The organism is Micromonospora sp. WMMD812 (genome assembly GCF_027497215.1).
Taxonomy (GTDB): Bacteria; Actinomycetota; Actinomycetes; order Mycobacteriales; family Micromonosporaceae; genus Micromonospora.
On record NZ_CP114904.1, the window covers coordinates 6,428,128 to 6,450,559 of the forward strand.

At 76.2% G+C, this 22,432-nt stretch carries 18 protein-coding genes; 9 read left to right on the forward strand and 9 right to left on the reverse strand.

All coding sequences use genetic code 11. The features are described 5' to 3' along the window. Positions 1-100: 100 nt before the first annotated feature. From crtI to O7603_RS29800, 6 genes are read right to left on the reverse strand one after another with little or no spacing between them, the layout of a single operon-like run. The gene (gene crtI / locus O7603_RS29775; protein WP_281573032.1) at positions 101-1,582 is read right to left on the reverse strand and encodes a phytoene desaturase family protein; all 1,482 of its coding nucleotides are present in this window, start codon (positions 1,580-1,582) and stop codon (positions 101-103) included. 10 nt (positions 1,583-1,592) lie between these two features. Then, a complete protein-coding gene (locus O7603_RS29780; protein WP_281573033.1) occupies positions 1,593-2,720 on the reverse strand; it encodes a glycosyltransferase in 1,128 nt (375 codons plus the stop codon). Further along, complete coding sequence (locus O7603_RS29785) at positions 2,717-3,589, reverse strand: carotenoid biosynthesis protein (RefSeq protein ID WP_281573034.1); 873 nt, start codon at positions 3,587-3,589, stop codon at positions 2,717-2,719. Before O7603_RS29785 ends, O7603_RS29780 begins: the two co-directional genes overlap by 4 nt. Continuing rightward, positions 3,586-4,137 (reverse strand): GNAT family N-acetyltransferase, encoded by a 552-nt coding sequence (locus tag O7603_RS29790; protein WP_281573035.1) that lies wholly within the window; start codon positions 4,135-4,137, stop codon positions 3,586-3,588. Before O7603_RS29790 ends, O7603_RS29785 begins: the two co-directional genes overlap by 4 nt. After that, positions 4,134-4,859 (reverse strand): monooxygenase, encoded by a 726-nt coding sequence (locus tag O7603_RS29795; protein WP_281573036.1) that lies wholly within the window; start codon positions 4,857-4,859, stop codon positions 4,134-4,136. Before O7603_RS29795 ends, O7603_RS29790 begins: the two co-directional genes overlap by 4 nt. Continuing rightward, positions 4,856-5,344, reverse strand: coding sequence for a YbaK/EbsC family protein (locus O7603_RS29800; protein WP_281573037.1), 489 nt, complete (start codon positions 5,342-5,344; stop codon positions 4,856-4,858). Before O7603_RS29800 ends, O7603_RS29795 begins: the two co-directional genes overlap by 4 nt. Positions 5,345-5,816: 472 nt before the next feature. On the opposite strand from O7603_RS29800, the gene O7603_RS29805 reads away from it, so the two are divergent. The 9 genes from O7603_RS29805 (at position 5,817) to O7603_RS29845 (ending at position 16,987) form a co-directional block, all read left to right on the forward strand. After that, entirely contained in the window at positions 5,817-6,266 is a 450-nt protein-coding gene (locus O7603_RS29805; protein WP_281573038.1) for an SAV_6107 family HEPN domain-containing protein, read from the forward strand. A 162-nt stretch (positions 6,267-6,428) separates the two neighbouring features. Continuing rightward, positions 6,429-7,214, forward strand: a complete 786-nt coding sequence (locus O7603_RS29810; RefSeq protein ID WP_281573039.1) for a hypothetical protein — start codon at positions 6,429-6,431, stop codon at positions 7,212-7,214. Continuing rightward, on the forward strand, positions 7,211-9,124 hold the full coding sequence (locus O7603_RS29815; RefSeq protein WP_281573040.1) for a DNA polymerase Y family protein: 1,914 nt from the start codon (positions 7,211-7,213) through the stop codon (positions 9,122-9,124). Before O7603_RS29810 ends, O7603_RS29815 begins: the two co-directional genes overlap by 4 nt. Positions 9,125-9,514: 390 nt before the next feature. After that, a complete protein-coding gene (locus O7603_RS29820) occupies positions 9,515-12,895 on the forward strand; it encodes an error-prone DNA polymerase (protein ID WP_281573041.1) in 3,381 nt (1,126 codons plus the stop codon). A 94-nt stretch (positions 12,896-12,989) separates the two neighbouring features. Beyond that, positions 12,990-13,169 carry a hypothetical protein gene (locus O7603_RS29825; RefSeq protein ID WP_281573042.1) on the forward strand — a complete coding sequence of 60 codons (180 nt, stop codon included), beginning with the start codon at positions 12,990-12,992 and terminating at the stop codon, positions 13,167-13,169. A gap of 35 nt (positions 13,170-13,204) precedes the next feature. Continuing rightward, the gene (locus O7603_RS29830; protein ID WP_281573043.1) at positions 13,205-13,972 is read left to right on the forward strand and encodes a methyltransferase domain-containing protein; all 768 of its coding nucleotides are present in this window, start codon (positions 13,205-13,207) and stop codon (positions 13,970-13,972) included. Next, positions 13,969-15,141, forward strand: a complete 1,173-nt coding sequence (locus tag O7603_RS29835; RefSeq protein ID WP_281573044.1) for a nucleotide pyrophosphatase/phosphodiesterase family protein — start codon at positions 13,969-13,971, stop codon at positions 15,139-15,141. The genes O7603_RS29830 and O7603_RS29835 overlap by 4 nt, the downstream gene beginning before the upstream one ends. 73 nt (positions 15,142-15,214) lie before the next feature. Next, complete coding sequence (locus O7603_RS29840; RefSeq protein WP_281573045.1) at positions 15,215-16,474, forward strand: DNA polymerase IV; 1,260 nt, start codon at positions 15,215-15,217, stop codon at positions 16,472-16,474. Positions 16,475-16,591: 117 nt separating this feature from the next. Next, a complete protein-coding gene (locus O7603_RS29845) occupies positions 16,592-16,987 on the forward strand; it encodes a DUF3040 domain-containing protein (protein ID WP_281573046.1) in 396 nt (131 codons plus the stop codon). A 513-nt stretch (positions 16,988-17,500) separates the two neighbouring features. Here O7603_RS29845 and O7603_RS29850 read toward each other — a convergent pair. The 3 genes from O7603_RS29850 to O7603_RS29860 form a co-directional block, all read right to left on the reverse strand. Then, positions 17,501-19,981, reverse strand: a complete 2,481-nt coding sequence (locus O7603_RS29850) for a DUF3488 and transglutaminase-like domain-containing protein (RefSeq protein WP_281573047.1) — start codon at positions 19,979-19,981, stop codon at positions 17,501-17,503. An 87-nt stretch (positions 19,982-20,068) separates the two neighbouring features. Then, complete coding sequence (locus tag O7603_RS29855) at positions 20,069-21,367, reverse strand: DUF58 domain-containing protein (RefSeq protein ID WP_281573048.1); 1,299 nt, start codon at positions 21,365-21,367, stop codon at positions 20,069-20,071. Position 21,368: 1 nt separating this feature from the next. Next, positions 21,369-22,421, reverse strand: a complete 1,053-nt coding sequence (locus O7603_RS29860) for a MoxR family ATPase (RefSeq protein WP_281573049.1) — start codon at positions 22,419-22,421, stop codon at positions 21,369-21,371. Between the last annotated feature and the right edge of the window lie 11 nt (positions 22,422-22,432).

Sequence of the window (22,432 nt, forward strand, 5' to 3'; positions counted from 1 at the left end):
AATGCCGCGATCCGCGGGCCGAAAGTGCAAGATCGCGGGGCGGGGCGGGGCGGGGCGGGGGCGCGCGGGGCGGGGGCGCGGGGTGGGGTGGGGGCGTGGGTCAGGCGGGGCCGATGTCGGTGGCGACTATCTGGGCGGAGAGGGTGACCATCGGCAGGCCGCCGCCCGGGTGCCCGGAGCCGCCGACCAGCCACAGCCCGTGCACCGGGCCACGGTTGGCCGGCCGGAGCAGGCCGCCCGCGGTGCCGTAGATCGTCCCGCCCGGCGCCCCGGTCGAGGCGTCCAGGTCCGCCGGGGTGCGGATCTCGCGGAACAGCAGCCGGTCGCGCACGTCCACGCCGCGCGCGGCGAGCACGTCCAGGATCCGGTCGGCGTACGCCTCGGCGAGCCCGGGCCGGCGCCAGTCGACCGCGCCCGCCGCGCTGCCGTGCCGGGCGGCGTTGACCAGCACGAACCACGCCTCGTGCCCCTCCGGCCGGACCAGCGGGTCGTCGGCGACGGTGACGAAGACCGTCGGGTCGGCCGCCGGGCGGGCCCGGACGCCCCGGCCGGGGTCGCCGAAGACCGCGTCGAACTCGGCGTCGTAGTCGGCCGGGAAGAAGGCGGTGTGGTGGGCCAGCCCGGAGGTGCCGGTCACGCCGAGCAGCAGCACGAACCCGGCCAGGCTGCGGTCGGTGAGCCCGGCCAGCCGGCGCGGGTGGGGCAGCAGGTTGCGGTAGAGGGTGAGCGCGTCGCAGTTCGCCACCACCACGTCGGCGGGGACCGGCGCGGCGACGCCGTCGAGGCGTACGCCGTGCACCCGACCGCCCGCGGCGTCGATCCGGGTCACCGCGGTGCCGGTCTGCACGACCACCCCGAGGTCCAGGCACCGTGACAGCAGCGCGTCGGCGAGCGTGCCCAGCCCGCCGCGCAGGTACCAGCCGCCGAACGAGAGCTCGGCGTACGGGACGGCGACGAGTGCGGCCGGCGCCCGGCGCGGATCGGCGCCGGTGTAGGTGGCGTACCGGTCCAGCAGCATCCGCAGCCGCGGGTCGGCGAGGTGCCGACGGCCCAGGTCGCGCAGTGACCGGCCCGGCCCGATGGCGGCCAGGTCACCCAGCCGCCAGGCCAGGGCGGCGAGGTCGCGGGGGGAGTCGACCGGGCGGCGCAGCACGTCCCGCGACGAGGCCGCCCACACCCGGGCGGCGCGGCGCCACAACCGCTGCCACTCCGTCGCCGCCCGGTCGCCGAGGGCGGCGCCGATCCGGGCGGTGAATTCGGCCGGGTCGGCGCAGGAGTCCAGGGTCGACCCGTCCGGGAAGACGTGCCGGACGATCGGGTCCAGTGGCGCCAGGTCCAGATACTCGTCGAGTTTCGCCCCGGTCGCCTCGAACAGGTCGGTGAAGACATCGGGGATGGTGAGCAGGCTCGGCCCGGTGTCGAAGTGGAACGCGCCGGCCGGCGTGTCGTGCACGTGCCGGCCCAGCTTGCCGCCGACCGTCTCGGCCCGTTCGAAGACGGTCACCTCGTGCCCCGTGGCGGCCAGTCGGGCGGCGGTGGCCAGCCCGCCCACCCCGGCGCCGACGACCACGATCCGTGCCATCCCGCGCCTCCTAGCCGACCGGGCGGCCCCGCCAGGACAGCCGCCGCCGCTTGCGCAGATGGTACGACCGCAGGGTCAGCCAACCGAGGACCACGACCGACACGGGGTGTGTCAGCGCGTCGGGCCACCACCGGCCGCCGGTGGCCCGCGCGGTGGTGACCCGCCCGGCCACCCCGAGCAGGTAGGCGCCGGCGGCCACCAGCGCCGCCGCCGGCGCACCGGCCGCGAGCGCACCCACCGCCAGCAGCGGCGGCGCGGTGTAGAGCAGGAGCAGCAGCGCCACCACGGCGGCCGCCGCGGCCGGATGCCCGAACGTCGCCCAGAGCGACTTCGAGTAGCCGTCGCGCAGCTGCGGCCAGTCCTCGTACATCCGGCAGGCGGCCAGCCGGGAGCCGTCGGCGAGGGCGATCCGGCCGCCGGAACGCTTCACCGCGCGGGCCAGCTCGATGTCCTCCAGGATCCGGTCGGCGACCGCGGCGTGCCCGCCCGCCCGCAGGTAGCCGGCCCGGTCCAGCACCAGGAACTGCCCGCCGGCCGCGGCCAGCGCCGGCCGGCGTGAGCGCTCCATCGCCCGCAGCGGCAGGAACGTCAGCCACAGCCACTGCAGCAGCGGCTGGACCAGCCGGTCGGCCGCCGTCGCCACCACGATCCGGGGGTACGGCGACAGCAGCGTCACGTCCGCCGCGCGCAGTTCGGCGACCGCCGCCGCCACGGCGTGCGGGGCGAGCACCACGTCGGCGTCCACGAAGACCAGCGCGGTCGCCGCCGGATCGGCCCGGGTGGCGAGCTGCCAGCAGGCGTACGGCTTGCCCAGCCAGCCCGGCGGCGGGGCGACTCCGGTGAGCAGGGTGACCCGCGGGTCGTCGCCGGCGATCGCGCGCACCGCGTCGGCGGTGCCGTCGGTGGAGCCGTCGTCGAGCACCACGATCCGCAGCCCGGGCACGCCCCGCTGGTCGAGCAGCGCCCGCAGGCACGGGCCAATCCGGGCGGCCTCGTCCCGCAGCGGCAACAGCACCGCCACCGGCTCGGTCACCTCGGCCGGCGGTCCGGCCGGCCGGCGCAGCCAGCGGGTGGCGTTGACCAGGGTGTGCCCGGTCAGCGCGGCGACGCCGAGCAGCAGCGCGAGCAGGGCGCTCATGCGGTCGCGTCGACGCCGGGCCGCGAGGCCACCGGCGGCTCCCGCCGGTCGTCGTGGCGACGCCGGGCACGCAGCAGGGCCACCGCCAGCGGGACCGCCGTCGCCCCCATGCCGGCCGCGCCCCAGAGCGCCGAGGCGGGCAGGCCGAGGAAGACCGCGTGGGCCAGCACGCTGGAGGCGTACGTCCAGAGGTAGAGCGCGACCATCGGCGCGTCCCGGCCGTCGGTGGCCGCCACGGCCGGCCCGGCCAGCGGCCGCAACGCGCTCATCAGCAGCACCGCGAAGAGCAGCCAGCCCAGGTAGTTGCTGACCGGGACGCCGGGCAGCCCGGGCAGGGCGGGGACGGCGTCCCGCCAGCGCCAGTAGCCCTCGGCCACCATCTGCGGGTCGAGGAAGAGGTCCCAGGTGGCCAGGCCCGTCGCGGCCAGCGCGACCCGCCGGACCCGGAGCAGGCCGGCGGCCGGTGATCCGGCGGACGGGGCCGCCCGCCCGGCGGCCGGGGCCGGCGCGGTGAGCCGCACCGCCGCCAGCCAGGCCGGCCAGGCCATCCAGGTCCAGGCCAGCGGGATGATCAGCGGTACGCCGGCCAGCTTCGGGCCCAGCTCGCCCGAGTAGTCGTAGGTGCCGAACGGCACACCGGTGCCCACCCCGACCGCCTCGACGGCGAACCCGCCGCCGGTGGCCACCGCGACCAGCGCCGCCGCGGCCCGTGGGCCCCGGCTGAGCAGGGCGTGGCCGACCGAGAGCAGGTAGCCGAGGACGACCGTGGCCACGGTCAGCCGCGCCCTGGTCGTCCCGGCGGTCAGCGGGTAGCAGATCTGCGCGGCCACCAGGACGGCCAGCAGCGCCCAGGGCAGCCGCCGGGTCATGTGGCGGGATGGTCGAGCGGCAGGTCCCGGCCGAGCACGCCGAACGGCCGCTCGTCGCCGGGGAAGTGGAAGTCGCGCAGCACGTCGGTGAAGCCGAACCGGCGGTACAGCCGCCAGGCCCGCGACGTCTGCTCGTCGGCCTCCGGGGTGGAGAGCAGGGTGGTGGTCCCCTCGGCCAGGGTGAGCAGCGCCCGCAGCTGCCCGGTGCCCAGGCCGTGCCCCTGCGCGGCCGGCCGGACGTGCAGCTCGACCACCTCGAAGCAGTCGGTCAGCCAACGCTGCCGGGCGGCCGGGTCCAGCGCCCGCAGCACCTGGTCGTGCCACCACTGCCCGGCCGCGCCGAGGTAGCCGTACCCGAACCCGGCCAGGTGACCCTCGCTGCTCAGGCTGGCGACGGCGCGGAACCCGGACCGGCGTACGTGGGTGGCGATGTAGCCGCGCCGGGCCTCCAGAAGGTCGGTCCGGTAGCCCATCGCCTCGCCGTAGACGGCCACCACGTCGTCCAGCCGTCGGACGAGATCCTCCGGGGTCCACCGCACCAACCTCATGCCCACCAACCTCTGTCGTTCTCGTCGACCCAGCCCAGCACCGTGCGGTCACCGACCACGTCGCGCACCTCGAACCGCGCGAAGAGCTCCTCGGCGTACCAGCCCTCGGTGGGGGTCCTGGTGATCGCCGCGCGATGCTCCGGGTGACGGTACGCGAACGCCACCAGGTCCGTCGGGTCCCGCCACACGCTCACCGTGCCCTGCCAGCCCAGCGGCGCCTCGCCGACGCCGAACCGGGCCAGCAGCCCGGGCGCGGTGCGCAGGGCGGCGGCCACCGGCGGGACCGCCCGCCAGAAGGTGGCCGCCCGCCGGGCCCGCAGCCGGGCCCGGGTCAGTGCGAGCACCGGACCGGCGACCCGGCCGCCCGACGGCGTGCCGAACGGGCGGCGGCGCGACCACTCGCCCCGGCTGGTCAGCGGACGCAGGTCGACCCGGGCGGAGGCGCGGGCGATCCGGGCCCAGGCCCGGCCCACCGGCGCGTCGTCGAAGCCGGCCGCCGCGGCGGGGGAGTCCCAGACGGTCAGGGCGGCCCACCGGGTCGGGTCGGCGTCGCCCGGCCCGAAGCCGGTCCCGGTCCCGGTGCCGAGCAGCTTGCCGAACCGGACGCCCGGGGTGGCCCGAAGCCGGCGCGGGTCGAGCGCCATCCGGGTCAGCGCCCGGGGCAGCGCGGCCGGCGCGGTTCGCCAGACGTGCAGCGTGACCAGCTCGGGGACCTCGGTCACGCCACCTCGGCCGGGGTGCCGGCGGTGACCCGGAGCAGCTCGGTGTAGGTGGTGGGGAAGACCGCGCGGGGAACGCCGCCGGCGGCCCAGATCTCGTGGTACGCGGCCAGCGTGGTGTCCACCAGGGTGCGCAGCGGCCGTGGGTGCCCGAGCGGGGCGACACCGCCGATGGGCTGCCCGGTGTGCTCCCGGACGAACTCCGGGGTGGCGCGGCGCAACCGGGTGACCCCGATCGAGGCGGCCAGCTCGGCGACGTCGACCCGGTGCGCGCCGGAGGTGAGCACGAGCAGCGGGGTGCCGTCGGCCTCGAAGACGAGCGAGTTGGCGATCTGACCGACCTGGACGCCGAGCGCCTCGGCGGCCGCGGCGGCGGTGTGGACCGCGTCGGGCAGCAGGCGGACGGCGCAGGGCGCGCCGGAGCCGTCCCGCGCGCCGGCGCCCGCCAGCGCGTCCTGCACCGCCCGTACGTTCGGGTGTGGCTGCATCCCGCCATTGTCCCCGGTCCGCCCCCGACGGGTCGGCCCGGCCACGCCGGTACGCCCACCCGGGGCGCTCGTGATGGGGCAGCGCGTCACACGTTGCATTTTCGTCGGAGGGGAGGTGTACTGTCAGCAGTAGTTAGAACGAGTGTTCGATTGCCTCGAACGTTCGTTCCAACCCAGCCCAGGAGCGGTGTTTCGCGGCGCGGCTCCGGGCAGGTGCGGCACCGCGGGCCGCACCTGGGTTCCGGGCAGTCGCGAGCCCGGGCCCGTCAGGCAGGAGCGTCGTCCGCCGCCCACGACCCCCGGGCGGCGGGCGACGAACCCGCCGGTACGCCGGCCGGGTGTGGTGTGGGGAAGCATCCACACCCGGCCGGCCCCCACACCGGTGCGTCTTCCTCCGCACCACCCGACCCCGGCGTCCGTCGGCGGATCCGTCCGCCGCCGGCCGTCTCGGCCACGTGGAGGAGACAGTCCCATGCCGACCAACCCGGCTCAGCCACCGACGGTGCCGGCGCACGTGCTGCCGCACCGCACCCCCGCCCAGTTGCTCGCGGTGGCCCGGCAGGGGCTGACCGAGGCCGGCCAGACCCGCCCCGACGGCCTCCGCTACGCGGCCGCCCACCTGGCCGCGCTCCGTGCGGCCGCGGCCCTGCTCGCCGCCCGGGCCCGCCCCGCGCCCACCAGCCGCAACCGGATCACCAGCGTCTGGGTCCTGCTCTCCGCCGTCGCCCCCGAGCTCGACGAGTGGGCGCGCTTCTTCGCCGCCGGGGCCGGCAAACGGGCCGCCGCCGAGGCCGGCATACCCCGGGTGGTCAGCGCCCGGGAGGCCGACGACCTGCTCCGCGCGGCCGAACAGTTCGTCTCGGTGGTGGAGGCCGCACTCGGTGTGGTCCACCAGCCGGCACTCGACGGTCTCGCCGCCTGACCCGGCACGAGCGGCCGGCCGGGAGCCGGGGCCAGCGCCGGTCATGAGGGTGACGCGGGTCGTGGAGACCGATCCACGGCCCACCTCGTGACCGATGCCTGCCGACCCGGTGATCCGGCGGCAACACCTGATCCAGCAGCAACACGACGGGGGGTTGGTCCGATGGCGGGCCGGATGGTGGTCGGTTCCGCCGCGCTGGCGGGTCTGGTCCGTCCGGCGAGCGCGCCGGATCCGGCGGGCGGCCACCGGGTGCTGCCGGTGGCCCCCGAGCTGACCGGGCTGCTGCCCAACCGGGGGCTGCGGCGCGGCAGCACGATCGCGGTCGCCACCGGGCAACCACGGCGCAGTGGCGGCACCTCGCTGGTGCTGGCGCTGCTCGCCGAGGCGTCCCGGGCCGGCTCGTGGTGCGCCGTGGTGGGAGTGCCGACGTTCGGCGCCGGCGCGGCCGCCGAGCTCGGGATCGCCCTGGACCGGCTCGCCCTGGTGCCGAATCCCGGACCCGAGTGGGCCACCGTGGTCGCCGCGCTGATCGACGGGGTGGACGTCGTGGTCGCCGCCGTGCCGGCCGCGGTCTCCGCCTCGGTCGCCAACCGGCTGGCCGCCCGGGCCCGGCAGCGCGGCAGCGTGCTCGTCCCGTACGGCCGGTGGGACGGCGCGGACGTGACGTTGCAGGTGGTCCGGGGGGTCTGGGAAGGGCTCGGGCCGGGCCGGGGCCGGCTGCGCCGCCGGGAGGTCACCGTCTCGGCGCGCGGGCGGGGAGCGGCCGCCCGGCCCAAGGAGATCAAGGTCTGGCTGCCCGGCGACGAGCTGACCCGGGTCATCCCCCGCACCGTGGTGCCCGTCGGCGGGCGTCCCTCCGCCGGTCGGCTCCACCCGGTGGCCTCGTCCGGCCGCACCCTCGCCGGCGCCTCCCGCCGGGGCGCGTTCACCGTGGTCGGCTCGGCATGACCGACGCGCCGGTACGCACCCTGCTGCTCTGGTGTCCGGACTGGCCGGTGCTCGCTGCCGAGATCGTCGACGGGTTGCCCGCCACCGGCCCGGTCGCCGTGCTGCACGCCAACCGGGTGGTGGCCTGCTCCGAGCGGGCCCGGGCCGAGGGGGTGCGGCGGGGCCTGCGCAAACGGGAGGCGCAGGGCCGCTGCCCCCAGCTGACCGTCGTCGACTACGACCCCGGGCGGGACGCCCGGGCGTTCGAGCCGGTGGTCGCCGCCGTGGAGGACCTGGTCGCCGGCGTGGAGGTGATCCGCCCCGGCGCGTGCGCGCTGACCGCCCGGGGGCCGAGCCGCTACCTCGGCGGTGAGGAGGCGGCGGCCGAGCGGATCATCGAGCACGTCGCCCAGACCTGCGCGGTGGAGAGCCAGGTCGGGATCGCCGACGGGGTCTTCGCCGCCGGGCTGGCCGCCCGCACCGGTCGGATCGTCCCGCCCGGCGAGACTCCGACGTTCCTCGCCGGGCTGCCGGTCGAGGCACTCAACCGGCCGGCCCTGGCCGACCTGCTGCGCCGCCTCGGGGTGCGCACCCTCGGTGACTTCGCCGCGTTGCCCGCCGGCGACGTGCTGGCCCGCTTCGGGTTCGACGGCGCGCTGGCCCACCGGCTGGCCGCCGGGCGGGACCACCGCCCGCTCGCCGTCCGCCAGCCCCCGACCGACCTGACGGTGACCGCCGAGCACGACGAGCCGATCGACCGCGTCGACGCGGCGGCGTTCGCCGCCCGGGCGCTGGCCGAGCAGCTGCACGACCGGCTCACCGGGCACGGGCTGGCCTGCACCCGGCTCGGCATCGAGGCGGTCACCGCGCACGGCCAGGAGCTGCACCGGGTCTGGCGGCACGACGGCCTGCTCACCGCCGCGGCCATCGCCGACCGGGTCCGGTGGCAGCTCGACGGCTGGCTCACCGGGAGCAGCCGGCGCGGCGGGGCCGGCCCGGCCCGGCCGACGGCCGGCATCATCCGGTTGCGGCTGGTCCCCGACGGGGTGATCGCCCAGGCCGGCCTGCAGGCCGGCCTGTGGGGGGAGACCGGGGAGGAGCGGGAGCGGGCGCACCGGGCGTTGAGCCGGGTGCAGGGCATCCTCGGCCCGGAGGCGGTGCTCACGGCGGTGCTCGGCGGCGGCCGGTCCCCGGGAGACCAGGTACACCTGGTGCCGTGGGGCGACGAACGGCTTCCCGCCCGTCCCGGCCCGCCGCCGCTGCCGGGCGAGCCAGCCGCCGGCGCGGTGCCTGGTGCCGGCCGGGCCGCTGGTGCCGTGCCTGGTGCCGGCCGGGCCGCCGGTGGCGTGTCCGGTGCCGGCCGGGCCGCGGGTGGCGTCGGTGCCTCGGCTGGCGCGGGCCAGGCGGCCGGTGGAGCCGGCACGTCGGCTGGCGCCGGTCGGAGTGTTGGTGGGTCGGCTGGGGCGGATCGGAGTGCTGGTGGGCCGGCTGGGGCGGGTCGAAGTGCTGGTGGGCCGGCTGGTGCCGCTCGGGGTGCCGCCCGTGGTGGTGGTGGCGCTGGTGCCTCACACGCCCGGGCCGCCGGCGCCGACGGCGGTGGCGTCCCGCCCTGGCCCGGTCGGCTTCCGCCGCCCGCGCCGGCCGTGGTGCTGCCCAGTCCGCTGGCCGCCACCGTGCACGACGCCGCCGGCGAGCCGGTCGTGGTCAGCGCACGTCTGGCGGTGAGCGCCGCGCCGGCCCGGCTCACCGTGGGCACGGCCCGGCCGGTCGAGATCGTCGGCTGGGCCGGCCCGTGGCCGGTGGACGAGCGCTGGTGGGCGCCGGCCGAGGCGCGACGGCGGGCCCGGTTCCAGGTCAGCCTCGCCGACGGCGCGGCGCTGCTGCTCGGCGTCGAGGCCGGCCAGTGGCTGGTGGAGGCGATCTATGACTGAGCCGGTCCGCGTCGCCCGGTCAGGCCGACGCCACGTCGCGGCCGGCTCGGTCGGTCCGGTGCCGCTCGCGGCGGTGGACGCGCTGGGGTCCGCCCGGTGCTGTCGCGGCGGTCGGCGCGCCGGGGCCGCTGGCCCGATCGGTCCGGTGCCGCTCGCGGCGATGGACGCGGCGGGAAGACACCACCCGGAGAGCGGTATGACTCAGAGGCATAAATATGCCTCTGAGTCATACCGCTCTCCGGGTCCCTCGTTGGGCTGCTCGCTGGGTCGCTCGCCGCTGGCGCGGCTCGTCGTGCCCCACTCGGCGGCCGTCACCGCCTGGTCACCGCCGCCGCGCGCCACCCGAGCGGCGGGAGCGGCGGGAGTGGCGGGAGTGGCGGGAGTGGCGGGATGAGCTTCCACAACCCGAAGATGCCGTGGTCGGAGCTGGAGCGGGTGCTCTCCGGCCGCCCCGGCGACGGCGCGTCCGGCCGGGGTCGGTCCCCCGCGGAGCGGCACCTGCACGTGGTCGATCCGCTCGCGGTGGACGCCGACGGCGGGGACAGTCCTGCCTGGAGCCGCAGGCGCGAGCAGTACCAACCGCCCGAGGTGGCTCGCCCCGAGGGCGCGGTCCCGTACGCGGAGCTGCACGCGCACACCAACTTCAGCTTCCTCGACGGGGCCAGCCACCCGGAGGAGTTGGCCGAGGAGGCGGCCCGGCTGGGGCTCACCGCGCTCGCCGTCACCGACCACGACGGCTTCTACGGCGTGGTGCGCTTCGCCGAGGCGGCCCGGGCGTTGCAGCTGCCGACCATCTTCGGCGCCGAACTCTCCCTCGGGCTGCCCGGTCCGCAGAACGGCGCACCGGACCCGCTCGGCGCGCACCTGCTGGTGCTCGCCCATGGTCACGAGGGGTACGCCCGGCTGGCCAGCACCATCGCCCGGGCCCAACTGCGCGGCGGCGAGAAGGGCCGCCCGGTCTACGGCGAGCTGGAGGAGGTCGCCGCCGAGCTGCGCGACCACGTGCTGGTGCTCACCGGCTGCCGCAAGGGGCACGTGCCGGGGGCGCTGCTCACCGAGGGCGTCGACGCGGCGGCCCGCGAGCTGGACCGGCTGACCGCGCTCTTCGGCGCGGAGACGGTCGCGGTGGAGCTCACCGACCACGGGCACCCGATCGACGCGGACCGCAACGACGCGCTCGCCGAGCTGGCCGCCGCCGCCGGGCTGCCCACGGTGGCCACCAACAACGTGCACTACGCGAGCCCGGGTCGGCGCCGCCTGGCCAGCACGGTCGCCGCCGTCCGGGCCCGGCGCAGCCTGGACGAGATCGACGGCTGGCTGCCCGCGGCCGCCACCGCCCACCTGCGCAGCGGCGCCGAGATGGCGGCCCGGTTCGCCGCGTACCCGGGGGCGGTGGCCCGGGCCGCCGAGTTCGGCGCCGAGCTCGCCTTCGACCTGCAACTGGTCGCGCCGGAGCTGCCGGCGTACCCGGTGCCGCCGGGACACACCGAGATGAGCTGGCTGCGCCACCTGACCGCGCAGGGCGCGCGGGAGCGCTACGGCCCCCGGGAGGCGCACCCGACGGCGTACGCGCAGCTCGACCACGAGCTGGACATGATCGAGGAGCTGGGCTTCCCCGGCTACTTCCTGGTGGTCTACGACATCGTCGCGTTCTGCCGGGAGCAGGACATCTACTGCCAGGGCCGCGGCTCGGCGGCGAACTCGGCGGTCTGCTACGCGCTGCGGATCACCAACGTCGACGCGGTCCGGCACCGGCTGCTCTTCGAGCGCTTCCTCGCCCCGGAGCGGGACGGCCCGCCGGACATCGACGTGGACATCGAGTCCGACCGCCGGGAGGAGGTGATCCAGCACGTCTACACCCGCTACGGCCGGGAGCACACCGCGCAGGTGGCCAACGTCATCTCCTACCGGCCGCGCTCGGCGGTGCGGGACGTGGCCAAGGCGTTCGGCTTCTCGCCGGGGCAGCAGGACGCCTGGAGCAAGCAGATCGACCGGTGGGGCTCGGTGGCCACGGTCGACGTGGCGGACATCCCCGAGCAGGTCGTCGAGTACGCCAACGAGCTGCAGACGTTCCCCCGGCACCTGGGCATCCATTCCGGCGGGATGGTGATCTGCGACCGTCCGGTGATCGAGGTCTGCCCGGTGGAGTGGGGGCGGATGCCCGGCCGCAGCGTGCTCCAGTGGGACAAGGACGACTGCGCCGCCGTCGGCCTGGTCAAGTTCGACCTGCTCGGCCTTGGCATGCTGTCCGCGCTGCACTACGGGTACGACATGATCGGGATGAGCCTGGACCTCGGCGACATGACGCTGGACGACCCGGAGGTCTACGACATGCTCTGCCGGGCCGACTCGGTCGGGGTGTTCCAGGTGGAGAGTCGCGCGCAGATGGCCACCCTGCCCCGGCTCAAGCCCCGCGAGTTCTACGACCTGGTGGTCGAGGTGGCGCTGATCCGGCCCGGCCCGATCCAGGGCGGCTCGGTGCACCCGTACATCCGGCGCAAGAACGGCCAGGAGCCGGTGACCTTCGCGCACCCGCTGATGCGTAACGCACTGGAGAAGACCCTCGGCGTGCCGCTGTTCCAGGAGCAGCTGATGCAGCTCGCCATCGACCTGGCCGGGTTCGACGCGGCCGGGGCCGACCAGCTGCGCCGGGCGATGGGCGCCAAGCGGTCGGTCGAGCGGATGGCCCAGATCGCCGACCGGCTCTACGCCGGCATGGCCGAGCGGGGCATCACCGGCGAGCTGGCCGACGACGTCTACCGCAAGCTCACCGCGTTCGCCAGCTACGGCTTCCCGGAGAGCCACGCGATGAGCTTCGCCTACCTGGTCTACGCCAGCTCCTGGCTCAAGCGCTACCACCCGGCGCCGTTCCTGGCCGCGCTGCTCAACGCCCAACCGATGGGCTTCTACTCACCGCAGACCCTGGTCGACGACGCCCGCCGGCACGGGGTGGAGGTGCGCCGGCCGGACATCAACGCCAGCGGGGCGAAGGCGGTGCTGGAGTCCACCCCGGACACCCGGTGGGGCAGCGCCCCGGGCGAGCCGCCGCACGCCTGGGGGCTGGGTGGGCCCGCGGTCCGGCTCGGGCTGTCCAGCGTGCGTACGCTCGGCGACGACCTGGCCGAGCGGATCGAGGCCGAGCGCGACGCGCACGGGCCGTACCGTGACATGCCGGACCTGGCCCGGCGCGTCGGCCTCACCGCCGCGCAGCTGGAGGCGCTGGCCACCGCGGACGCCTTCGCGTGTTTCGGGCTGACCCGGCGGCAGGCGCTCTGGGCGGCCGGCGCGGCGGCCCAGGACCGGCCGGGCCGGCTGCCCGGCACGGTGACCGGCGCGGCCCCACCGACCCTGCCCGGCATGGAGGCCGTCGACCGGCTGGTCGCCGACGTGTGGGCCACCGGGCTGTCGCCGGAGAGCCACCCGGCCCGGTTCATCCGCCCCCAGCTCGACCTGGTGGGGGCGTTGCCGATCGCTCGACTCGGCCGGGTGGAGCCCGGCCAGCGGATCCGGGTCGGCGGCATCGTGACTCACCGGCAGCGGCCGGCGACCGCTGGCGGGGTCACCTTCCTCAATCTCGAGGACGAGACCGGCATGCTCAACGTGACCTGCTCGCCGGGGCTGTGGCAGCGCTACCGGCGGGTGGCCCGGACCAGCACCGGGCTGGTGGTCCGCGGCCGGTTGGAGCGGAACGAGGGGGTGGTCAACCTGGTCGCCGACCGGCTGGACGCGGTCGAGCCGCCGGTCAGCCCGGCCTCCCGTGACTTCCGCTGACCGCAGTGATCCACATTACGGTTTTCCGCCCGGCGCAGCGGGACACTTGTGGTCGTGCGGGCAGTGTGGCCCGCGCGGCACGAGGGGCGTACCGATGACAGGCAATGACGTGCACAGCGGCGGAGTGGCCAACTCCCGGCGCACCCGGCTGAGCGCCGGATGGACTCCGACCCATCACACCGAACCGCGCGAGTACGAGGTCACCGACGGTCCGGTGGCGAACGTTCTGCGGTCCCGCGCCCCGGAGGACGGCGGGGCCGCCGCAGACTCCTGACGCGGTCGGACGGGTCCTGAGCGGGCCTGGACCGGGTGACTAGGCTCGACCGGGTGGAGCAGACCCCAGGCCGGTTCGCCGGGCCGCCGCTGACCCCCCGTACCGCCGTGATCTGGTCGGTGCTGCGCGACGAGCTGAACCGGCGGGGTGCGGCCGAGTTGGCCGTGCTCGACGTCGGCGGCGGCACCGGCGGCTTCGCCGTCCCGCTCGCCCAGGCCGGGCACCGGGTCACTGTGGTCGACGCCAGCCCCGACGCGCTCGCCGCGCTCACCCGGCGGGCCGCCGAAGCCGGAGTGGCCGACCGGGTGCGGGCGGTGCAGGGCGACGGCGACGCCCTCGCCGGGCTGGTCGAGCCGGCCGCCGCCGACCTGGTGCTCTGCCACGCCGTGCTGGAGGTGGTCGACGACCCGGCGCCGGTGGTGTCCGCGCTGGCCACCGCACTGCGCCCGGGCGGCGCGGCGAGCGTCCTGGTCGCCGGTCGGGCCGCCGCGGTGTTCGGCCGGGCGATGAACGGCCACCTCGACGTCGCGGCAACCCTGGCCACCGATCCGGCAGGCACCGCCGGCTCCCGCGACACTCTGCGCCGGCGCTACGACGCCGACGGGGCCGCCGCGCTGCTCGGCGCCGCCGGGCTCCTGGTGGAGGAGATCCACGGCGTACGCGTCCTCGCGGACCTGCTGCCGGCCGCGGTCGCCGACGGTCAGCCGGGCGCACTGGTCGAGCTGGAGCGGGCGCTCGCCGGCCGGTCGCCGTACCGGGACATCGCCGCCCAGCTGCACCTGTTCGCCCGCCGCCCGGCATGACCGGCCCACCGGCGCCCGGCCCGGCCCCGCTGGCGATCGTCGCGCCCCGGTACGGCGACGGAAGCCTCGCCGACGTGCTGCCCAGCGCGCTCGCCGTGCTCGGCGTGCCCGGCGCCACCGACCGGCTCGGGCTGACCGCACGGCTGGCCGGCGTGCGCCGGGTCGCGGTGCTGCTGGTCGACGGGCTCGGCTGGTACCAGATCCCCACCGCCGCGCCCTACGCCCCGACGCTGGCCGGCCTGGCCGCGTCGGTGGGCCGGCCGCTCACCTCCGGCTTCCCGTCCACCACCCCGACCAGCCTGGTGACCCTCGGCACCGGCGCCGCGCCCGGGGCGCACGGGGTGCTCGGTTTCACCGTCCGGGTCCCGGACACCGACCGCGTGCTCAGCCACATCGAGTGGGCCGCCGATCCGGATCCCCAGCGGTGGCAGCCGGTCCCGACCCAGCTGGAACGGGCCCGCGCGGCCGGGGTCGCGGTGACCGTCGTGAGCCGCCCCGAGTTCGGCGGCAGCGGGCTGACGGTCGCCGCCAACCGGGGCGGGGACTACCGGGGCGCCGCCGGTGTCGACGCGCTCGCCGCGACCATGCTGGCCGCGTTGACCGCCGGGACGGGGCCCACGCTGGTCTCCGGGTACCACCCCGACCTGGACCGGCACGGCCACCTCACCGGGGTCGACTCGCCGCCCTGGCGGGTCGCCGCCGGGGAGGTGGACACGCTGCTCGCCCGCCTGGTCGACGGCCTGCCGTCCGACGCCGCGCTGCTGGTCACCGCCGACCACGGCCAGCTCGACGTGCCGGCAGGGCACCGGTTCGACCTGGACACCGACCCGCGGCTGCGGGCCGGGATCCGGGTCGTCGCCGGCGAACCGCGGGTGCGGTACCTGCACGTCGCGCCGGGAGCGGTCGACGACGTGGTGGCCGCGTGGTCGGCCGTGCTGGGCGACACGGCCCGCGTCCGTACGCGCGACGAGGCGGTCGCCTCCGGGTGGTTCGGGCCGGTGCCCGAGGAGCACCTCGCCCGCATCGGCGACGTCGTGGTGACCTGCAACGACACGTACGCGGTCCTGGCCACCCGGTCGGAGAGTCCGCTCGCCTCGCGGCTGGTGGCATACCACGGATCGGACACCGCGGCCGAGATGACCATCCCGCTGCTCGTCGTCCGGGACTGACCGGCCCGGGCGCGGGGCGGCACCGCTGGACGGCCCGCGCCGTTCCGTCGTACTGCCGGGCTAGCCTGCCGGAATGGGCCGCAGCCAGTCGTTGCCCCGGGGCGGTGATCCGCGCTTCGGGCCGGACGCCGACGACTCCGGCAGCCCGATCCTGCACGTCGACATGGACGCGTTCTTCGCCTCGGTCGAGGTGCGCGGCCGACCCGAGCTGCGGGGCCGGCCGGTGGTGGTCGGCGGCCTCGGGCCCCGCGGCGTGGTCAGTTCCGCGAGCTATGAGGCCCGGCGCTACGGCGTCCGCAGCGCCATGCCGATGATGCGCGCGCGGGCGCTCTGCCCGCTGGCGGTCTACCTCCCGCCCGACTTCGCCGCCTACACCGCCGCCTCGCGGGCGGTGATGCAGATCTTCCGGGACGTGACCCCGCTGGTCGAGCCGCTCTCCCTCGACGAGGCGTTCCTCGACGTGGCCGGCGCCCGGCGGCTGTTCGGCGCGCCGGCCGCGATCGCCCGCCGGATCCGCGCCCGGGTGGCCGACGAACAGGGGCTGACCTGCTCGGTCGGGGTGGCGCCGAGCAAGTTCGTGGCCAAGCTCGGCTCGACGCGGGCCAAGCCGGACGGGCTGCTCGTCGTGCCGGCGACCCGGGTGCTCGACTTCCTCCATCCGCTGCCGGTCGACGCGCTGTGGGGGGTGGGGGAGCGGTCCGCACAGACCCTGCACCGGCTCGGCCTGGCCACCATCGGCGACCTCGCCGAGGCGCCCTACGGCATGCTGCGCAAGGCCCTCGGCGAGGCGTCCGCCGGCCACCTGCACGAGCTGGCCTGGGGGCGCGACCCACGCGGCGTGAGCCCGGAGCATGTGGAGAAGTCGATCGGCGCCGAGGTGACCTTCGACGCCGACGTGGCCGACCCGCTGGAGATCCGCCGGGCCCTGCTCGCCCTGGCCGAGAAGGTCGGCGCGCGGCTTCGCCGGGCGGGGCAGGTGGGCCGGACGGTGTCGCTGAAGGTGCGGCTGGCCGACTTCCGCACCGTCAACCGGTCGCGCACCCTCGCCGTGCCCACCGACACCGCCCGGGAGATGTTCGACACGGTCTGGGCGCTCTACACGGTGCTCGACCCGGGTGAGCGGATCCGGCTGGTGGGCGTGCGCGTGGAGGGGTTGGCGGCGGCGGACGAGACACCACGCCAGCTCGCACTGGGCGCGCCCGAGCATGGTTGGCGCGAGGCGGAAGCCGCCGCCGACGCCGCCGCTGCCCGATTCGGGCGGTCCGTCATAGGTCCGGCCAGTCTGCTCCACAACCGTGATCCCCGCCGAAATGAAAATCCACCCCGGCCATAGGTCGTCCCGCTTTCCGACGCGCGACCCCCCTCGTAGACTTGCGGGTAAGCAGCCGGTTGGCTGCCACGGTCTGTCGGTCCGAACGGGCCGACCAACGTGAGACCGGGGAGGAGTGCCGTGCCGCTCTCGGAGCACGAGCAGCGGCTGTTCGAGCAGATCGAGCGGTCGCTTGCCGAGGACCCCAAATTCGCCTCGGCCGTGCGCGCCAGCGATCCGCGTTTCCACGCGCGGCGTCGCCTGCTCGTCGCTGCCGGCGTCATCATCGCTGGCCTGGCCCTGCTGGTCTATGGCGCGGTGATCAAGACTCCGCCGCTGGCCGTGGCGGGTTTCGTCGTCATGTTGGCCTCGGCCGCGTACGCGGTGCAGTCGCACCGTCGGGCGCAGTCACCCGACCTGCACGTGGTGGGCGGCACGACCAGCCGTCGCCGCCCCCGTGGTCGGTCCGGCCGACGGCCCTCGTTCCTGGACCGGATGGAGGACCGGTGGCGGCAGCGCCCGGAGGGGCACCGCTGAGTCCGGCCCGCCGCTGAGGCGGGCGCCACCGCCGCGACGAGCGGGTCGCCGGATCGCCGGCGACCTTCGTCGTTCCCGCGCGCCTCGATCCGCCCCGCAACCGCCGGCGCGCAGGCACCATCGCCCGACCCGCGTTTCGACGCGTCGCCCCCAGCCCACGTCGCCCGCCAGGTTGACCACGCGCCACGCCCACGCCTCGGGCGTCTGCCTCCCCACTCACCGTGCCCCGAACCCCTCTCGGGTGCCGCGGCGTCCCCGCGCGTCGGGCGTTCACCGGGCCCGCGCCTGTCGGCCCGCCCGCGACGCGCCGCCGCCCGGTCCGGCCGCGCACCACGTCGCCGGGACGGCGGACCGGCGGCACATGATCGACGACTTGTCCGCGCCATGGCGGTATCCGATCGAGCCGGATACCGCCATGTCGCGGATCCGGAGTGGATCTACCTGGCGATTTCGCACCGGGTGCCGGGCCGGGTCACCGTCCGGCCGGGGCACTGCCCGGCCGGACGGGACCGGTCAGCGGGCCGCCCGGTCGGCGAGCAGGCGGCGCGGGTTCCAGCGGAACAGTCGGTACCGGACCCGCCCGGCCAGCGTCACCATGCGGGCCGAGGCGTCCGCTACGGCGGTCCGCCAGCGCAGCAGCACCGACGGCGGCAGGATCGCCGCGAGCAGCCGGGTGCGCCGGTCGGCGGACGCGGCGAGCGCGCCGCGTACCGAGCGCAGCGCCGTCGTCAGCGGCTCACCGGTGAGCGGGTCGCGGGCGTACCGGGCTCGTTCCTCCGCCCGGCCGAGCAGCCGGGCGCCGTCGGAGGCGTCGGCGTGGTCGGTGAGCGTGTCGCGAACCAGCCGCTCGGCGGTCGCCCGGGGGGTCTCCGTCCGGTCGACCAGGACCCGGTAGTCCACCAGCGTGTCGAGCAGTTCGTCCCAGGCGGCGTGCGCGTCGGCACGGGCCCGGTCCGCGTCCGCACTCACCACGACCATCCGCGACCCGCCGGACGGGCCCACCCCGACTTCCGGGGCGGCGGTCGCGGCGACCGCCGGTGCCGTGCGTCCCCGACGTCGGCGCAGCGCCATCCGGCGCAGCGCGGGCACCGCCAGCAGCAGCAGCACGGCCAGCGCGCCGGCCGCCCACCACGGCCAGACCGGCGCCTGCTCGGCCGGCGTCTGCGAGTCCAGCGCGAGCCCCGAGTCGGCGTCCCGGTCGGCCGCGTCGGGGCCCGCCGGCCCAGCCGACGCCCCGGTGTCCTCGGGGGTGTTCGGCGTGCCGGCGTCCGGGGCGGTCGGTTCGGGGGCGTCGGTGTCCGGCGCCCAGGCCGACCGGGTGGAGCCGGTGACGCCGTACGCCGGGGTGGCGTCGAACGGTACCCAGCCCATCCCGTCGAAGTAGACCTCGGTCCAGGCGTGCAGGTTGCGGTTGGTCAGCGTGTACGTGTCACCGGAGCGGTTGCTGCCGTTGGTGAAGCCGAACGCCACCCGGGCCGGGATGCCGGCCGCCCGCACCAGCCAGGCCATCGCCGCCGCGTACTGCTGGCAGAAGCCGACCTTGTTGGTGAGGAAGTCGACGATGTCCTGGCCGCTGGTGCCGCCCTCGGTGCTCAGCCGGTAGCTGAAGCCGTTGTCCGAGGAGAAGTAGTCGTAGATCGCCCGGACCTTGTCGTAGTCGGTGCCCTTGCCCTGGATGAGCCGCTTCACCAGCTCCTCCACCTCGGGCACCGCCGGTGTGGCGGTCTGCTGCCGCCGCACCGGGTGGTCGGCCGGCAGCGGCTGCGCGGACCGCAGCGCCGCCGGGGTGTACGTCGAGCGGACGTACTCGAAGGAGTAGCGCTTGCTGCGGGAGTTCTCCCGGTTGGAGAAGACGACCTGGAGGCTGGAGTCGTAGAGCCAGTTGCCGTTCAGGTCCTCGACCCGCGTCGGCTCGGCGTAGACCGGCAGCAGCGGCATGGTCAGGTTCCGGGTCACCTCGACGGTCGCCTGGTGGCGCTGCTGCTGGACGCCCCGGGCGGCCCGTTCGGACGGGTCGGGCAGGTCCCGGTTGACCGGCCGGCCCGTGGGGTTGCGCACCCGGAAGCCGTCCGGCCGGAGGTCGTCGGCCACCCCGAAACGCAGGTAGAACGGGTCGGGCTCGTCGGTCGTGACCTTGACCAGGTCGGCCACCTCGGACTGGTTGAGCTGACCGCTGAGCGCGGCGAACAGGTCGATCCGCCCCGGCGAGCCGCCCTGACCCGGACGGCCGATGCCGGTGCCGTTGCCGGAGGAGTTGCCGAGGTTGTCGAGTAGCCCGCTGGTCATCCCCGGCACCGGCAGCAGCGGCAGCAGCACCGCCACCGCGACGCCGAGCACGGCCAGCCGCCGGCCGGCGGCGGCCAGCGGGGACGCCTCCCAGACGTCCACGTCACGCCCGTCGCCGGTGAACCGTCGGCCGAACCGGCGTACCCGGTCGACGTTGTCGGCCACCAGCAGCCACAGGTAGCCGGCGGCGCCCACCACGAACGGCGCCGGGGGGACGCTGTCCACGTAGACCGCGACCGGCACCGAGTAGATGGCGAGCATCGGTAGACCGGCCAGCGCCGGGCGACGCAGGCCGACCGCCAGCACGTCGACCACGACGGCCACCCCGCCGACGCCGAGCACCGTGATGAACAGCAGCGGGTCGGTGTCGGGCACCTCGACGCCGTAGGAGCGCATGTCCCGTACGGAGCCGCTGAGCAGGTCGCCGAAGTGCGTGACGGTGCTCGGCGTGGGCAGGAAGGCGAGCAGCTCGGTGCCGCCCGGGAAGAGCCAGGTCAGCGCCAGGGCCAGGCCGGCCAGCATGCCCAGCACCTGGCCCCACAGCGGGGCCCGGAGCACCCGGGTCAGCGCGGCCACCCCGGCCACCACCGCGACCGCGACGGCCGACTGGATCAGCCACGTCCAGCGCTCGAAGATGGCCGACAGCGGCGCGGCGGCGAGCAGCGTCGCGGCGGCGGCCACCAGGCCGAGGTTCCGTTGGCCGATCATGACGGCATCCCTCCGCTCACGCCACTGCTCCGCCACGCTCCGCGGCGGCCCGGGGCACCGGCGTGCCGAGCCCGCCGGTCCGCTCGCTCATCGCACGCCCCCGGCCACCGTCTCGGCCAGCGCGGCGCGCAGGGCGAAGCCCTGCGAGCCCCGCCCCGCCTGTGGCCACATGACCGGCAGCCGGCTGCCGTGGTCGACGCCGATCACCCGCCAGCCGCTCTGCAGCAGCGTCAGCGCCGCCGCGGCGTGCGCGTGCTCGGCCTCGGCACGCGCCTTCTCCGGCAGGTTGAGCCAGCTGGAGCTGTCCATCAGGAAGCCGACGCAGGTCGCGCCGTTGGCCCGCAGGCCGGCCAGCAGCTCGGCCTCGGCGGTGCTGAGCGTGCCGAAGACACCGATGATCAGGCCGCCGTCGGAGCGCTGCCGGACCCGCTGCACCAGCTCGGTGATCTCGACGCGCTGGTCGAGGCGGACCTCGGCGAGCTGGTCGAGGAGCAGGCCGTCACCGCCCGCCTCGGACGCGTCCACGTCCGCCCCGGCGCCGGTGACCAGGCGCAGCTTGTAACCGGCCTGACGCAGGTGCACCGCCACGCTCGCGGCGGCCGAGACCGCCCACTCGAAGCTGGCCGTCGGGCCGTCGCCCCGGTGGCCGTACGCGCGGGTGTCCAGCACCACGGTCGCCCGGCTCTCCCAGGGCTGCTCCTCCCGGCGCACCATCAGCTCACCGGTGCGCGCGGTGGACTTCCAGTGCACCCGGCGCAGGTCGTCGCCCATCCGGTACTCGCGGGTCGCCGCGTCGTCCTCGCCGTGCACGGCGACGGACCGGGCCCGGCTGTCGCCACTGCCCGCGTACTCCCCGGGCAGCCGGACCGAGGGCAGCGGGGTGACCTGCGGGATCACCGTGAGGTGGTCGGTGCTGGGGAAGGAGCGGCTGAGCTCGCAGAGACCGAACGGGTCGGTCAGCCGGACCACCAGCGGGCCCACCTCGTAGCGGCCGCGGACGTCGGCCCGGACGGTGTACGCCACCGAGCTGGCCTGGTGCGCGCCGAGCCGCTCCAGCACCACCCGGGGCCGGCTGCCCAGCGCGTAGGGCAGCCGGTCCTCCAGCAGCAGGGTGCCGGTGGGCAGGCGGGACATGTTCTGCAGCCGCAGCACCACCCGGGAGCTGGCCCCGACCGGGACCCGGTGCGGGTCCAGCGACCGGTTGCAGGCCAGCTTGTAGCGGCTGCGACCGACGTAGGCGGCCGCGAGCAGCGGCAGGACGGCGAGCAGCACGGCCACCCGGAGCAGGTCCTTCTCGCCGAGGATCCCGGCGGAGATGGCCGCGGCCACCGCCGCCGCCAGGAACGAGCGGCCACGGGTGGTCAGTCCGCGGAGCCCTTCGCGCACGTCACGGCCTCCGCGGCTCGTACGGGCCGCGGCCGTTGTTCGGCGTCGGCCGGGTGTCGTAGGGGGAGCGCTTGCGGTCGTGCGGCAACGGCAGCCGGTGCACCAGCTCGGCGACGATCGCGTCGGTGGTGCGCCGGGCGAGCTGCGCGTCGGCGGTCGGGATGATGCGGTGCGCCAGCACCGGCACCGCGAGGGCCTGCAGGTCGTCGGGGAGGACGTAGTCGCGCCCCTCGAGGGCGGCCACCGCGCGGGCGGTGCGCAGCAGCTGGAGGGTGGCCCGGGGGGACGCGCCGAGGCGCAGGTCGGGAGCCTCACGGGTGGCGGTGACCAGGTCGACCGCGTACTGCTTGACCGCGTCCGCCACGTGCACCTGGCGGACCGTGGCGATCAGCTGGCGAACGATGGCCGCGTCGGAGACCGGGCGCAGCTCGTTGAGGGGGTCCGTGCCGCCGTGCCCGTCCAGCATGGCCAGCTCCGCGCCGGCGTCCGGGTAGCCCATCGCGATCCGGGCGGTGAACCGGTCGCGCTGCGCCTCGGGCAGCGGGTAGGTGCCCTCCATCTCGATCGGGTTCTGGGTGGCGATCACCATGAACGGGGTCTGGAGCTGGTAGGTCACGCCGTCGACGGTGACCTGCCGCTCCTCCATGCACTCCAGCAGCGCCGACTGCGTCTTCGGCGAGGCCCGGTTGATCTCGTCGCCGACCACCAGGTTGGCGAAGACGGCGCCCGGCCGGAACTCGAAGTCGTGCGTCTCCTGGTTGTAGACGCTGACGCCGGTCACGTCGCTGGGCAGCAGGTCGGGGGTGAACTGGATCCGGCGCACGGAACAGTCGATGGAACGGGCCAGGGCCTTGGCGAGCTTCGTCTTGCCGACCCCGGGGACGTCCTCGATGAGGAGGTGACCCTCGGCGAGAAGGACGGCCAGGGCGAGCCGCACCGTGGCCGTCTTGCCCTCGATGACCTGCTCGATGTTGGCCACGATGGCCTCGCTGGCGGCGCGGAACTCGTCGTGGGGCAGCAGGCCGCCCACCTCGTCCCAGGTCTGTTGTGTCACGGGCCTCCTCC